General features: G+C 52.6%; 12 protein-coding genes. 5 read left to right on the top strand and 7 right to left on the bottom strand.

What is annotated here, in order from left to right; genetic code table 11:
* Positions 1–70: 70 nt before the first annotated feature.
* The 5 genes from hslU to priA all read right to left on the bottom strand — a co-directional run bounded on the left by hslU (position 71) and on the right by priA (position 6,114).
* Positions 71–1,402: an HslU--HslV peptidase ATPase subunit gene (gene hslU, locus BZG83_RS04450; protein ID WP_077479517.1), complete on the bottom strand. Its 1,332-nt coding sequence runs from the start codon at positions 1,400–1,402 to the stop codon at positions 71–73.
* A gap of 11 nt (positions 1,403–1,413) precedes the next feature.
* Entirely contained in the window at positions 1,414–1,941 is a 528-nt protein-coding gene (gene hslV, locus BZG83_RS04445; RefSeq protein ID WP_069590834.1) for an ATP-dependent protease subunit HslV, read from the bottom strand.
* Between the two features lie 167 nt (positions 1,942–2,108).
* Positions 2,109–2,660 carry an SPOR domain-containing protein gene (locus tag BZG83_RS04440; protein ID WP_077455095.1) on the bottom strand — a complete coding sequence of 184 codons (552 nt, stop codon included), beginning with the start codon at positions 2,658–2,660 and terminating at the stop codon, positions 2,109–2,111.
* Between the two features lie 71 nt (positions 2,661–2,731).
* Positions 2,732–3,769: a DNA-binding transcriptional regulator CytR gene (cytR, locus tag BZG83_RS04435; protein ID WP_256369730.1), complete on the bottom strand. Its 1,038-nt coding sequence runs from the start codon at positions 3,767–3,769 to the stop codon at positions 2,732–2,734.
* 146 nt (positions 3,770–3,915) lie between these two features.
* Positions 3,916–6,114, bottom strand: a complete 2,199-nt coding sequence (gene priA / locus BZG83_RS04430; protein ID WP_077479516.1) for a primosomal protein N' — start codon at positions 6,112–6,114, stop codon at positions 3,916–3,918.
* 218 nt (positions 6,115–6,332) lie between these two features.
* Between priA and rpmE the strand changes: the two genes are divergently transcribed.
* Together rpmE and BZG83_RS04420 are read left to right on the top strand one after the other, a co-directional pair.
* On the top strand, positions 6,333–6,548 hold the full coding sequence (gene rpmE, locus BZG83_RS04425) for a 50S ribosomal protein L31 (RefSeq protein ID WP_069590826.1): 216 nt from the start codon (positions 6,333–6,335) through the stop codon (positions 6,546–6,548).
* 252 nt (positions 6,549–6,800) lie between these two features.
* Positions 6,801–8,054 carry a malic enzyme-like NAD(P)-binding protein gene (locus BZG83_RS04420; protein WP_069590824.1) on the top strand — a complete coding sequence of 418 codons (1,254 nt, stop codon included), beginning with the start codon at positions 6,801–6,803 and terminating at the stop codon, positions 8,052–8,054.
* Between the two features lie 95 nt (positions 8,055–8,149).
* On the opposite strand, the gene metJ is transcribed toward BZG83_RS04420, so the two are convergent.
* Positions 8,150–8,467: a met regulon transcriptional regulator MetJ gene (gene metJ / locus BZG83_RS04415; protein WP_069589843.1), complete on the bottom strand. Its 318-nt coding sequence runs from the start codon at positions 8,465–8,467 to the stop codon at positions 8,150–8,152.
* A gap of 172 nt (positions 8,468–8,639) precedes the next feature.
* Between metJ and metB the strand changes: the two genes are divergently transcribed.
* The 3 genes from metB (at position 8,640) to metF (ending at position 13,459) form a co-directional block, all read left to right on the top strand.
* Positions 8,640–9,797 (top strand): cystathionine gamma-synthase, encoded by a 1,158-nt coding sequence (gene metB, locus BZG83_RS04410; protein WP_077479515.1) that lies wholly within the window; start codon positions 8,640–8,642, stop codon positions 9,795–9,797.
* 69 nt (positions 9,798–9,866) lie between these two features.
* Positions 9,867–12,308: a bifunctional aspartate kinase/homoserine dehydrogenase II gene (locus BZG83_RS04405; protein WP_077479514.1), complete on the top strand. Its 2,442-nt coding sequence runs from the start codon at positions 9,867–9,869 to the stop codon at positions 12,306–12,308.
* 251 nt (positions 12,309–12,559) lie between these two features.
* Complete coding sequence (metF, locus tag BZG83_RS04400) at positions 12,560–13,459, top strand: methylenetetrahydrofolate reductase (RefSeq protein ID WP_077455100.1); 900 nt, start codon at positions 12,560–12,562, stop codon at positions 13,457–13,459.
* A gap of 52 nt (positions 13,460–13,511) precedes the next feature.
* On the opposite strand, the gene BZG83_RS04395 is transcribed toward metF, so the two are convergent.
* On the bottom strand, positions 13,512–14,059 hold a 548-nt coding region (locus BZG83_RS04395; RefSeq protein WP_241828270.1), incomplete at its 5' end, for a PadR family transcriptional regulator.

Genomic DNA, 14,059 nt, shown 5'->3' with positions numbered 1-14,059 from the left:
TTCCGTTTGCGTCAGCGCAAACTTTTATGCAAAAAAGGGCAGCGTTTGCTGCCCTTGATATCGGTGTGGATTAGAGAATAAAGCGGCTGAGATCTTCGTCATCCACCAGCTCTTCAAGGTGGCTACGCACGTACTCGGCATCCACTGTCACGCTTTGACCGGCGCGCTCGCTGGCTTCGTACGAGACGTCTTCCATCAAACGCTCCATCAGTGTATGCAGACGACGAGCACCGATGTTTTCGGTTTTCTCGTTCACGCGCCAAGCGGCAGAGGCGAGCTCATCGATACCACTTTCTTCAAACGCCAGATCAATCTCTTCGGTTTTCAGCAAGGCGGTATATTGCTGGGTGAGCGAGGCGTTTGGCTCGGTGAGGATACGCTTGAAGTCATGAGTTGATAGGGCTTCAAGCTCAACACGGATGGGCAGACGGCCTTGCAGCTCTGGGATCAGATCAGACGGACGTGACACTTGGAATGCGCCTGAAGCGATAAACAGGATATGATCGGTTTTGATCATGCCGTGTTTGGTCGAGACCGTACTGCCTTCCACTAACGGCAATAGATCACGTTGCACCCCTTCGCGCGATACGTCACCGCCGCTGGTGTTACCGGATTTACAAATCTTATCGATTTCATCAATAAAGACGATGCCATTGTTTTCCACCGCATGAATGGCTTGTTCTTTGATGTCATCATGATTGACCAGCTTGGCCGCTTCCTCTTCGGTCAACACCTTCATCGCGTCTTTGATTTTCATCTTGCGCTTTTTGGTGGTGTTGCCTGCCAAGTTTTGGAACATGCCTTGTAGCTGGTTGGTCATTTCTTCCATGCCAGGAGGCGACATAATCTCAACGCCCATTTGGGGGGCGGCAACGTCGACTTCCACTTCTTTATCGTCGAGTTTGCCTTCACGCAGTTTTTTGCGGAAGTTTTGACGGGTAGAAGAATCTTCCTGACTGGCTTCATTTTGCCCCCAAGCGTCACGGGCGGGTGGCAGTAAGATGTCGAGGATGCGCTCTTCCGCTTGCTCTTCAGCGCGGAATTTCACTTTCTCCATCGCTTGCTGTTGGGTCATGTTCATCGCCACATCCGCGAGATCGCGAATAATGGTTTCCACTTCTTTACCCACATAACCGACTTCGGTGAACTTGGTCGCTTCGACTTTAATGAAAGGCGCATTGGCAAGGCGTGCCAGACGGCGAGCAATCTCGGTTTTACCCACACCCGTCGGGCCAATCATAAGGATGTTTTTCGGCGTGACTTCCGCACGCAGATCTTCTGGCAGCTGCATACGGCGCCAGCGGTTACGCAGTGCGATCGCCACCGCACGTTTGGCTTTATCTTGGCCGATAATATGGCGGTCAAGCTCATGCACAATTTCGCGTGGAGTCATTTCAGACATGACAAATCCTGTTATTTACTCTCGAGTTCTTCGATGGTGTGATGCTGGTTGGTGAACACACAAATGTCACCAGCGATCGCGAGGGCTTTTTCGGCAATTTCTCGGGCGCCAAGCTCTGTATTTTCGAGCATGGCGACGGCGGCGGCTTGGGCAAAGTTGCCACCTGAGCCAATCGCAATGAGATCACGCTCAGGCTCAACCACATCGCCGTTACCAGTGATGATCAGTGACGCGGTTTCATCCGCCACCGCCAACAAGGCTTCGAGCCGGCGTAGGGCGCGATCGGTGCGCCATTCTTTGGCGAGTTCAACCGCCGCTTTGGTGAGATGGCCTTGATGCAATTCGAGTTTGCGTTCAAAGCGCTCAAATAGGGTGAAGGCATCCGCCGTACCGCCAGCAAAACCAGCTAATACTTGGCCGTTATATAAACGGCGAACTTTGCGTGCATTGCCTTTCATGACAGTGTTACCAAGGGAGACTTGGCCATCGCCAGCAATGACCACTTTACCTTCGCGGCGAACGGAGACGATTGTAGTCACGGGAACCTCTTTGTTTGTTTCTGGTGCACCAGATGGGTGATTACCTTAAGAGTTTGGGCCGCGGATGAGGGTTTTCAAGGGGAGTGGTAATATTTCCTCGCGCTGTCTTACCACCGATGCCTTACCGGTCCGACTAAAAAACGGACCGGTAGAGCAGGACAAACGGATTATTCCCAATACCAGATGGCGCAGGGTTCGATACCCGCACGGCGCAGCATGTTGCGATCCCGCTCAGCTTGACGTTTACGCGGGTAGGGGCCGAGCACCACACGGTACCACGCGCCTTTTTCGCCTTGGCTGACCTTGATTTGGCTTTCAAGACCTTGAAACGCAATCATCGCTTTACGCTCACTGGCTTGTTCGCGACTGCGGTACGCGCCACATTGCATCAGATACGGACGGGTTGATTGGGGAATCTCTTTCGCTTCAACCTCTACCTTTTTGCTTTCCAGCTCTTCGATGTAGCTCCATTTTTCTTTGGGCTTTTCAGGCAAGGTGCTTTTCGGTTGCGGCTTCGCCGGCGCAGTGGGTTGCTGAGGCTGCGCAGGCGCCGGTGTATCGGTTTGGCTCAATAGGTATAAACCATAGCCAAACGCGCCCACGAGCGCGATCGCAAGCAGTGCCCATTTGAGTGGGAAACCTTTACGAGCCGGTGGTTGGCGACGGGAGTTTTTTTTGCGTGGCGCTTTGCCACGTTTGACGTAATCACGAGTTGCCACAGCAAATAATCGAATCAAGAAGCCAGTAAAGCGCTCATGTTACTGGCTTCAACCCGTGCTGACTAGTCTTACTATCGAGACGGTGGCGCGACACTCTCACGGATCACTAATTTGGCATCCAGTAAGCGAGAGCCGGCGTTCACATCTCGTCCGCGTAAGATACTGAGTAACATCAGCATTGCTTGACGACCAATGTCATAGCGAGGCTGTGATACCGTGGTAAGCGGTGGATCGCAGTACTCAGCGAATTGAATGTCATCAAAGCCGACAATAGAAATATCTTGCGGCACACGCATGCCCAAGCGTTTTGCCTGCTGCATGGCACCCACTGCCATCACATCACAATGACAGAATACGGCGGTGGGGGGTTCGGGTAGGGATAACAGGCTTGTCATGGCGCGAGCACCAGATGCAAAACTGAAATCCCCAGTCACACTGTAGGCGGGGTTAACAGTGATCCCAGCTCGGCGCAGTGCTTGCTGGTAGCCTTGGGTGCGGAACTGTGTCAGTGCCGTATGAGTTGCACCGGTAATGTTGGCAATACGGGTATGCCCCACTTGGGTGAGGTAGTTGACTGCCTCGAATGCCGCGGTGAGGTTATCGATATGCACGGTGGGCAACTCGAGCTCTGGCGCATATTCACAGGCCATCACCAAAGGGGGAAGATTCTTTTGCTCTGGCTTGCTGACATCAAATGGGACATCCGTGCCCAAGAGCAGCATGCCGTCGGCTTGCTTGGTAAAAACTAAATTCACAAAGGAGTTTTCACGGTTTTGCTGCTGGGCACTGTCGCCAAGCAACACCAAGTAGCCGTGTTCCATCGCCGCTTCTTCGATACCACGAATGATCTCACTAAAGTAGGGATCGCAGATATCCGGAATGATCGCGACAATGGTCTTAGACTCATTGCGGCGAAGATTGCGCGCGAGTGAATTGGGGGAGTAACCAGCTTCAACCACAGCCTGTTCGACCTTCTTGCGCGTGGATGCTGACACCTTTTCAGGGTTCATCAGTGCGCGCGAGACCGTGGCAGTAGATACACCGGCAATGTGGGCAACGTCCTTCATTGTCGCCATAATGACAGTCCTCTTGTTGTCTGAGTTAGTCAGATCAGTAAGTTATTCACTCCTCTGACCTGTCTAGGATGCGTCAATTTGCGAAGGTATTCTACCTAGGCTTGGCCCATATAAATACGAACAAGCTAACACTTATTGCAAAGAAACCGTGATCTACGTCGCTTTAATGCAAGGGAATATTAAGAAAGGTCTTGCGGCTCAACATCTAATGACCATCTAACTTTGCGCGACAAGGGCAATTGTTGGATGACGGGCAAGGCAACGGTGAGCCATTGTTGCATCACTTTTCGTGACGGTGCCTGGATCAGCAGTTGCCAGCGATAACGCCCTGCGCGTCGCGCCATCGGCGCAGGCATCGGCCCCATAATGTGTACCTCATCTTGTTGAATGGGTGAGGCGGCCAAGGTTTGTCGGACTTGCTGTAAAAATTGCTGCACGCTGTTGTCCTCATGCCCTTCGGCACGAAACAGGCTTAAGAAGGTGTAAGGGGGCAGCCACGCTTGGCGACGTTCCGCCAAGGCAGAGTCAGCAAATGCCTGATAACCCTTGTGGATCAGCGCTTGAATCAGACTGTGCTCAGGGTGGTGGGTTTGCAAAATCACCGTACCGGGTTTGCTGGCGCGGCCAGCTCGTCCCGCGACTTGTACCATCAGTTGGGCGAGACGCTCTGGGGCACGGAAGTCATTACTGAACAAGGCRCCATCCACATCGACAAGCGCCACTAAGGTGACATTGGGAAAGTGGTGACCCTTTGCAAGCATTTGGGTGCCGAGTAAGATTTGGTACTCACCTTTTTCGATGCCAGCGAGATAGCTCTCTAAGCTGCCTTTGCGTCGGGTATTGTCGCGGTCGATACGGACTGTATTGTAGTCGGGAAACAATTTGGCCAGTTGAGCTTCGAGTTGCTCGGTCCCCACGCCCACACTGATCAGCTGTGTCGAACCACAATCCCCACATTGGGGCGGCACGCGTTTTTGATGCCCGCAATGGTGGCAGCGTAACTCTTGATGTTGTTGGTGGAGGGTGTAGTAGGCATCACAGCGTTGACAACTGGCGAGCCAGCCACATTCGTGACACATCATTGCAGGCGCATAACCACGGCGGTTTAAAAACAACATCACCTGATTTCCCTGCTGAAGATGCTGACGCATTTCGGCAATTAAGGGCGCCGATAAGCCCGCCTCAAGATGGTGGCCTTTGATGTCGAGCACCCCTTGACGGGCGGTGACTGCATTGCCCGGACGTTGGGTTAAGCGTAAGTATTGGTATTTTCCCGTTTGTGCATTGTGTAGCGTTTCCAATGACGGTGTTGCCGAACCGAGCACCACAGGTATCTTTTCTTCATGACCGCGCATTACCGCCAGATCGCGTGCATGGTAGCGAAAGCTGTCTTGTTGTTTATATGAGGGGTCGTGCTCCTCATCAATAATGATGATGCCAAGGTTCGCCATTGGGGTGAAAAGTGCTGAGCGTGTTCCAATCACAATTGCAGCGYGATTGTCGCGAGCCGCCAGCCACGCGCTGAGTCGCTCCGTATCATTGAGCCCCGAATGCATTACGGTAACCGGGACGTTAAAGCGGCGTTCGAATCGGCGGATGGTCTGCGGGGTGAGGCCAATTTCGGGCACCAATATTAACGCCTGCTCGCCACGCGCTAAAACCGGCTCTAAGACGTTTAAATACACTTCGGTTTTGCCCGAGCCGGTAATACCTTCTAAAAGCACACAGGCAAAGCCATCGCTGGCGTTGATGGTGGCAACGGCCATGGCTTGTTCATKGTTCAGTGAGGGCTTGTCTTCACTGATGGCAAAATGTCGTGCCCAAGCTTTGCCTTCAAGCGGTGGGGTGTAAGGCGCGATCCAGCCTTTGTCCACCAAGGCGTTAATCACAGCGGGAGTAATGTCTTGCTCCACGAGGTCGGCATGCGGGGTAGGGCCGTGAGTGAGAAGGGTTAACACACGCGCTTGCTTTGGCGCGCGGGTAAGCCCGGTCACCGGTTGATTCTGTCCGGCTTCGGTCAATTGCCACCATTTTTGCTGCTTGAGCGCTGCGGGTCGACCTTTACGCAGTAGCGTCGGCATCACGGCGCCCATCGCATCGCCAAGTGGATGATGATAAAAGCGACTTGCCCACTGCAACAGATGATAGACGGCGGGAGTCCAAAGTGGCGCGTCATCCAATACCTCAGTGATCGCCTTGACTTGATGGGCGGCAACACTAGGTGTGGTGGTGATGGCAGTGACAATGCCGACCTTATGCTGGCGACCAAAAGGCACCTTCACACGTGCTCCCACCACAGGGACGTGTTCGGTGATCCGGTAATCAAAAGTTTTCGCCAGCGGGACCGGTAAGGCCACTTGTGCAAACTGTTCCATCACAACATCTTATCGGCTAACAAGACGCTCAGTGTAACGGCTTGACCCAGGTAGGCAAAGCCTTGTTGTTGGATACGAGGTGATGGGCGACTGCACAAAAAAGTTGCGAAATCGAGGTCGCTTGATTAGAATTGCGCGCCTTAGAAAATGTTTGTTAACGACGTGTGGTGCCCGGCTTAGGATCGGGAGAGCGACACGGCCTTCACTATGAGGTTATCCCTATGAAAGCTGGTATCCATCCAGAGTACAAAGCTGTCACTGCTAAGTGTTCTTGCGGTAACGAATTCGCGTTCAACACCACTCTTGGTAAAGACATCAACCTAGACGTGTGTGACAAATGTCACCCATTCTACACTGGTAAGCAACGTATCGTTGACACCGGTGGCCGTGTTGACCGCTTTAAGAAGCGTTTCGGTGCCCTTAGCAGCAAAAAATAAGCCGCTAACAGCCGAATGCGAAAAAGGGGTGCGAAAGCGCCCCTTTTTTGATCCCGTCGTCACCTTTTTAACGTCGAGAGGTCGGAGGTTAACGTTCGGGACCGTTTTGGACTGGTGGACCTTTAGCCACTGCGTTAACATCTTCTATCTTGCTCGAATCTACCCTGTGATTTGAGTATAGCGTTGCTGATATCAGCAGCCTTCCCAGCTGATATTGGTGCATCCCTTCACGATAATAACTAGGAACACTACATGTCGGACGATAAACGCCAGCAAGCGCTGGATTATCATGCATACCCTACTCCCGGAAAAATCTCTGTTGAATTGAGCAAGCCTGCTGACTCGGCGGCGGAYCTGGCGTTGGCATACAGTCCAGGCGTTGCAGAGCCGGTCCGTGAAATCGCTCAGAACCCAGACGCTGTGTATCAATACACCGCAAAGGGCAACATGGTTGCGGTGATCTCAAACGGTACCGCCATTTTGGGATTGGGTAACTTAGGGCCAATGGCCTCAAAGCCCGTCATGGAAGGTAAAGCTTTATTGTTCAAGCGTTTTGCTGGCTTGGACTCGATCGACATTGAAGTCAAACACCGTACTATCGATGAATTCGTGGATACCGTTGCGAACATCGCGGATACCTTTGGGGGCATTAACCTTGAAGACATCAAAGCGCCGGATTGCTTTGAAATTGAAAAGCAGCTGATTGAACGTTGTGAAGTGCCTGTTTTTCACGATGATCAGCACGGTACCGCGATTGTTACCGCGGCGGGTATGCTGAATGCCCTTGAGCTGCAAGGCAAAGATATTCGTGAAGCCACCATTGTGTGCCTTGGTGCTGGTGCAGCGGCTGTTGCCTGCATGGAGCTATTGATCAAATGTGGCGCGCAACGCGAAAAAATCTACATGCTGGATCGCAAAGGCGTGATCCACACCCGTCGCGACGACATCAATAAGTACAAGCAATTGTTTGCTAACAATACCGACAAACGTACCCTCGAAGATGTGATTGAGGGCGCCGATTTGTTTGTGGGTGTGTCAGGGCCAGACTTGCTCTCGCCAGAGGCATTAAAACTGATGGCCGATAAGCCGGTTGTTTTTGCCTGCTCGAACCCAGATCCTGAAATTAATCCAGAGGTCGCGCATCAAGTCCGTGATGATTTGATCATGGGAACAGGGCGCTCTGATTATCCAAACCAAGTCAACAACGTACTCTGCTTCCCGTTTATTTTCCGTGGCGCGTTGGATGTGCGTGCCAGTGAAATTAATGATGCAATGAAACTGGCAGCCGTCGAGGCGATCCGTGGTTTGGCGAAAGAGCCTGTCCCACAGTCGGTATTGGACGCGGCAGGTGTTGATGCGCTGCATTTTGGCCCGGATTACATTATTCCTAAGCCAATGGATGCACGCTTATTGCCACGCGTGGCTCGCGCGGTGGCACTTGCAGCGGTTGAAACTGGCGTCGCCCGTATCGAGATGCCAGACAACTATATGCTCGACAAGGCATAATGCATGAGCGTTAGGAAAAGCGCGGTGTCATAAAGCCTGAGAAGGCTGTACTGAGCACCTATGATGACAGAAAACCCGCCAATCGGCGGGTTTTTTTAGTATTCGCTATCGTCGAACTCGATACCTAGTTCTTTCATGATCTGACGCGCTTCAGCAGGAATGCTGTCAGGCTTGTCTTTGCGAATATCGTCATCGGTTGGCAATGGCTGGCCGGTATAAGCATGCAAAAATGCTTCACACAGCAGCTCACTGTTGGTCGCGTGACGCAGGTTATTAACCTGACGGCGTGTCCGCTCGTCAGTGAGAATTTTTAAAACTTTAAGTGGGATAGAAACGGTGATTTTTTTCACCTGCTCCTTTTTCTTACCATGCTCGGCATACGGATTAATGTAATCGCCGTTCCACTGCGCCATGTCTCACCTATCTTGATTATTGAATACCCAGAATGATGCTGCGGAGATTCTAGCTATATTAACCGCCACATGCAAAGCTGTATAGACGTCTAGAAGTGTTGACGTCTCAAAAAGTGCAGGGTAAGGTGAGGATAACAACGCTGGCTCGCGCACCACATCGCAAGGATGAACCATGACCCGAAAAAAAACTGACACCATCGCTGTAAGAACTGGCATTGGCACCGACACGCAACATCATGCGGTGGTCCCCCCTTTATATCTCTCGACCAATTATCGCTTTCCCGCGTTTGGGGATGTGCCCACCTATGACTATGCACGCGGAGGGAATCCGACCCGCGCGCAGTTAGAGCAAGCATTGACTGATCTAGAAGGAGGCGCAGGTGCGGTGGTAACCAACTGCGGGATGGCCGCGATTAATTTGGTGTTATCGCTATTGAATGCGGGTGACAAAATTGTGGCCCCACATGACTGTTATGGTGGCACGTACCGGTTGCTTGAGTCCCGAGCCAAGCAGGGAATTTGGCAGGTTAAATTTGTCGATCAATCCGACCCAGACGCCTTGGCGAGCGCTTTGGCAGAATCGCCAAAGTTGGTACTGGTGGAAACCCCATCGAACCCCTTGCTGCGCGTGGTCGATATTGCTGATATTTGCCAGCAAGCGCATCAAGTCGGCGCTTGGGTGGTGGTCGACAACACTTTTTTATCTCCCGCTTTACAGCAACCTCTTGCGCTAGGGGCCGACATGGTGGTGCATTCGACCACCAAATTTATTAATGGTCATTCTGATATTGTCGGTGGCGCGGTGATCGCAGCAACCAGTGAGCTTGCCGAAACCTTAGCGTGGTGGGGCAACTGTATAGGCGCCACGGGCAACGCGTTTGACAGTTATATGACATTGCGAGGGTTGCGTACCTTAGGCGCACGGGTTAAACAACACCAGCAAAACACGCAAGCGGTACTCGCCTATCTGCAAACGGTTCCTGCTGTGCGCCAACTCTATTATCCGGGACTCGCTACCCATCCGGGTCACGAAATTGCTGCCCGTCAGCAATCAGGCTTTGGTAGTATGCTGAGCTTGGAATTGGATACCGACAGTGACGGGGTGGCGCGTTTTATCGCAGGCCTTTCGCTATTTGCTTTAGCAGAGTCGTTAGGCGGTGTAGAAAGCTTGGTCACACACCCAGGCTCCATGACACATCGGGCGATGAGTGATGTGGCGCAAGCGGAAGCGGGTATCGCACCGACTTTGCTGCGCTTTTCAATCGGACTGGAAGATGCGGATGATCTCATCGCTGATTTGGCCCACGCTTTTGCGGCACTGGCCGCGTAACCTGAACAACGTTACGGCGCTGTTCCTTGCTTTACCCTGATATTTGGTTAGACAAAGAGAGACCTTGTCATGCATGCGCAATCGACGGAGACGTCCCCTGAATCACAACGACAACTTCATAAATTTGGCGGCAGCAGCTTGGCGTCGCCCGCCTGCTATCGTCGGGTTGTAGATGTATTGACCGCCCACGCGGGCCGCCAAGATTTGATTGTGGTCTCCGCGGCAGGCAAAACCACTAACCAATTGATCGCCTATTTGGCTCAGCTCAACAAAGACGGTCGCCTCGCCCATGAAACGCTACAGACCTTGCGCGGCTTTCAGCAAGATTTAATTGAAAATCTTATTGATGGTGAAGATAAGCAGCGCCTTGTCGATGCCTTGTATACAGACATCGCCACGATTGCGACCTTGGGTGAGGGCGCGCTGACTGACGCAGATAAGGCGCGTATTCAAGGGTTTGGCGAGGTATGGTCGGCACGCTTACTGGCGAGCTTGCTTAGCCAGCACCAGCAACCGGCTGTGATGTTGGACTCACGTCTGTGTCTACGTGCCGAGCGGGCAGCGCAGCCGGAGGTTGATCGGGGAGCGTCTTGGCCATTGCTGAACAACCAGTTATCCCAATATGCCCACACCCAAGTGGTGATCACGGGCTTTATGGCACAAAACCAAGCGGGAGAAACCGTGCTGCTTGGCCGCAATGGGTCCGATTACTCGGCAACCATTTTAGGCGCACTGGCTGGGGTGAGTCGGGTGACGATTTGGAGTGATGTGGCAGGGGTGTACAGTGCCGACCCGCGTCACGTGGACAATGCTTGTTTGTTGCCTTTGATTCGATTGGATGAGGCGGCTGAGCTGGCACGTCTTGCTGCCCCTGTGCTACATAGCCGCACCTTACAACCGGTCGCGCAGAGTGCCACCGATCTCACCTTGCGCTGCACGCATGCACCTGATAGTGGCTCAACCCGTATCGAACGTGTGCTCGCCTCTGGGCGTGGTGCAAAGATCATTACGGCGCTAGATGATGTCTGCCTGTTGCAGTTTGATGTCGCACGCGGCCTCGACTTTCAGGCGTTTAAGCAGGAGCTAAGCCGCACCCTGRCTCAGCTCAAGCTGCAACCTCTAGCTGTCGATTACCGTGATGACCAGCATCGCATTCAATTGGCATTCAGTGCAGAAGTGATCGATACCGTGATGGCACAGATTCAGGACGCGGGCTTGTCTGCGGAATTGCGTTTGCGTGAGGGCTTTAGCATGGTGGCGGCGGTGGGGGCCGGTGTGGTCAATAACCCCGTCCATTGCCACGGCTTTTACCAACAGCTAAAAGCACACCCTGTCGAGTTTATGAGTGAGTCGGCGTCTGGGCTTAGCTTGGTTGCGATTTTGCGTCAAATGCAGACCCAAGCCTTGGTGGCGGGGATGCACGATGCCCTGTTTCAGGCTCAGCGCCGCATCGGTTTGGTGTTAGTGGGAAAAGGTAACATTGGTACCCGCTGGCTCAGTCTCTTTGCCGAGCAAAAAACAGCGCTGGAGAAGCGCCATGGTAAAGGTGTCTCATTGATCTCTGTGGTGGATAGTCGCAACCAATGGTTGGATTTTGCCGGTATCGATCCTAGCCGTGTGTTAGACGGATTCGATGACAAAAGCGAGCCCTATTTTGATGACGAGTGGCTTACCCGCCTGCTCAATCATCCCTATGACGATGTGATTGTGTTGGACGTCACTGCCAGTGCATCCCTCGCATACTTGTATCCGCGCCTTGCTGAACATGGCTTTCATTTGATCTCGGCGAATAAAGAAGCGGGGGCGGCACCGGCAGAGCAATATCATGCTATTCAGCAGGCCTTTGCTAAAACCGGACGGCATTGGCTTTACAACGCGACCGTCGGGGCAGGGTTGCCGATTAACTACGCGGTGCAAGATTTACAGGAAAGTGGCGATCAGATCCTAGCCTTATCCGGCATTTTCTCCGGCACACTCTCGTGGCTATTTTTACAATTTAGCGGCGAGGTTCCGTTTAGCGTGTTGCTTGAGCAGGCTTGGCAGCAAGGATTAACCGAGCCTGATCCGCGTGAAGATCTCTCCGGCGCGGATGTGGTGCGCAAGCTGGTGATATTAGCGCGTGAGGCCGGTATGGCGTTAGAGCCGGAACAAGTGAAAGTGGAGTCGTTAGTGCCAGAGACGCTGCAAGCACTTTCTTTGGACGGTTTTTTAGATAACGCCAGCCAAATGGATGAGGTACTGCATGAACGTTTAATGAAGGCACAACGCGACCGCTCGGTGCTACGTTATGTGGCGCGTTTAGACGGCCAAGGTAAAGCGCAAGTCAGTTTAGAAACCCTGCCGGTTGAACACCCGCTGGCGCATCTGCTGCCGTGTGACAATGTATTTGCGATTGAAAGCCAATGGTATCGCGAAAATCCATTAGTCATTCGTGGCCCTGGCGCGGGGCGTGATGTCACTGCAGGCGCGATTCAATCCGATCTTAACCGTTTGATTGGACGTCTCCACTAGCTAGCGCATTTGTATCCCACGTTGACTAGGCTGCTCAATGATGCGTTGAGCAGCCTTTTTTCTGCCACGCATCAACGGCTTTTCCACCATACTGATCTCGACGGCCTGATTCATAACGTTATGAGTTTTTTTCATTAATGTATCGTTGACATTCTCGCCGGATAACGCCAATCTTTAGACATATGGACGTCTAAACGTATAAACCAAAACACACATTATCGCACACACCATATTGATTGCAGGGAGAGGGTATGAGCTACACGCACGCGGGCCACATTGATGCACTGAATCAGAACATTGCTGACTTAAATGGCGATATTAACGTCTCATTTGAGTTTTTTCCGCCGAGTACCCCAACCATGGAGGAGACACTTTGGAACTCCGTGCATCGCTTAAAAGCGCTCAAACCTAAATTTATGTCAGTGACCTACGGCGCCAATTCAGGCGAGCGCGATCGTACCCACGACATTGTGAAAAGCATTCATGAACAAACGGGTATCGCCGCGGCGCCACATTTGACCTGCATTGATGCCAGCGAAAACGAGCTGCGTCATATTGCCCGCGACTATTGGCAAAATGGCATACGTGACATTGTGGCGTTGCGTGGTGACTTGCCCTCGCCAGAGAAAAAGCCCGATATGTATGCGGTTGATTTGGTGCGCTTGCTCAAAGAAGAGCATGATTTTGATATTTCGGTCGCCGCTTATCCCGAAGTGCACCCAGAAGCGAAAAGCGCGCAGGCGGATTTAATTAACCTCAAGCGCAAAGTGGATGCGGGGGCCAGCCGGGCGATTACCCAGTTTTTCTTCGATGTGGAAAGCTACCTGCGCTTTCGTGACCGTTGTGTGGCGACGGGCATTGATGTCGAAATTGTGCCGGGGATTTTGCCAGTCTCCAACTTTAAGCAGGCGTCGCGCTTTGCCAAGATGACCAATGTACGCGTGCCGCAATGGATGCACAAACAATACCAAGGTCTAGAGGATGATCCTGTTACGCGTCAGATGGTTGGGGCCTCGATTGCTATCGATATGGTGCGCGTCCTCAGTCGGGAAGGGGTGAAAGATTTCCATTTCTACACCTTGAATCGTGCCGAGCTTACTTATGCCTTGTGCCATACCTTGGGCGTGCGTCCGCTTGCGGCGGTCTCATAAAAAAACGCCCACAATGGGGCGTTTTGAGGTTGCGTGTTGTGTGGTTTGCAATTTATGCCGAGCAAGGTTCGCGAGGGGCTAGCATAGCCAATTCGTCGCGTACCTCTTGTGCCCAAGCCAGCCAAGCGCGGCGTTGATGAATGGTACGACGCAAGGCTAAACGCAGCAGGCGCTGCTGATTGGTAAGCGGGCTGGCTTGACCAAATTCGCGTTGCTCAATCATGGCGTAATGGTTGAGGAGTTGCTGCGATTCGGCAATTAACTGATTAACATGACCTAGCATAGGGGACGGGTCGAGCACCTCACAGCTTAACAGACGTGCGACATACTCATCCCGTTCGGGGGCAAGTTTTGGCTCACTGAGTAGCCAAGTTTGTAACATGTCAGTTCCGATCGGCGTAATGGCATAGACCTTGCGGTCGGGCTTACCCATCTGTGGCTCCAAGCGGCAGCTCACCGCCCCTTTTTCTGCGAGCTTGGTAAGCTCGCGATACACTTGTTGATGGCTGGCTTTCCATACATAGCTAATGCTAGTGGAAAACGCCTTGGTAATATCGTAACCCGTGGCCTCGCAGTTGCTTAGCACCGTCAGTATTACAT

It is taken from the genome of Salinivibrio sp. PR919 (genome assembly GCF_001995355.1).
Classification (GTDB): domain Bacteria; phylum Pseudomonadota; class Gammaproteobacteria; order Enterobacterales; family Vibrionaceae; genus Salinivibrio; species Salinivibrio proteolyticus.
Note: the sequence above shows the minus strand (reverse complement) of the source record. Positions and strands in the feature narration are given on the sequence as shown.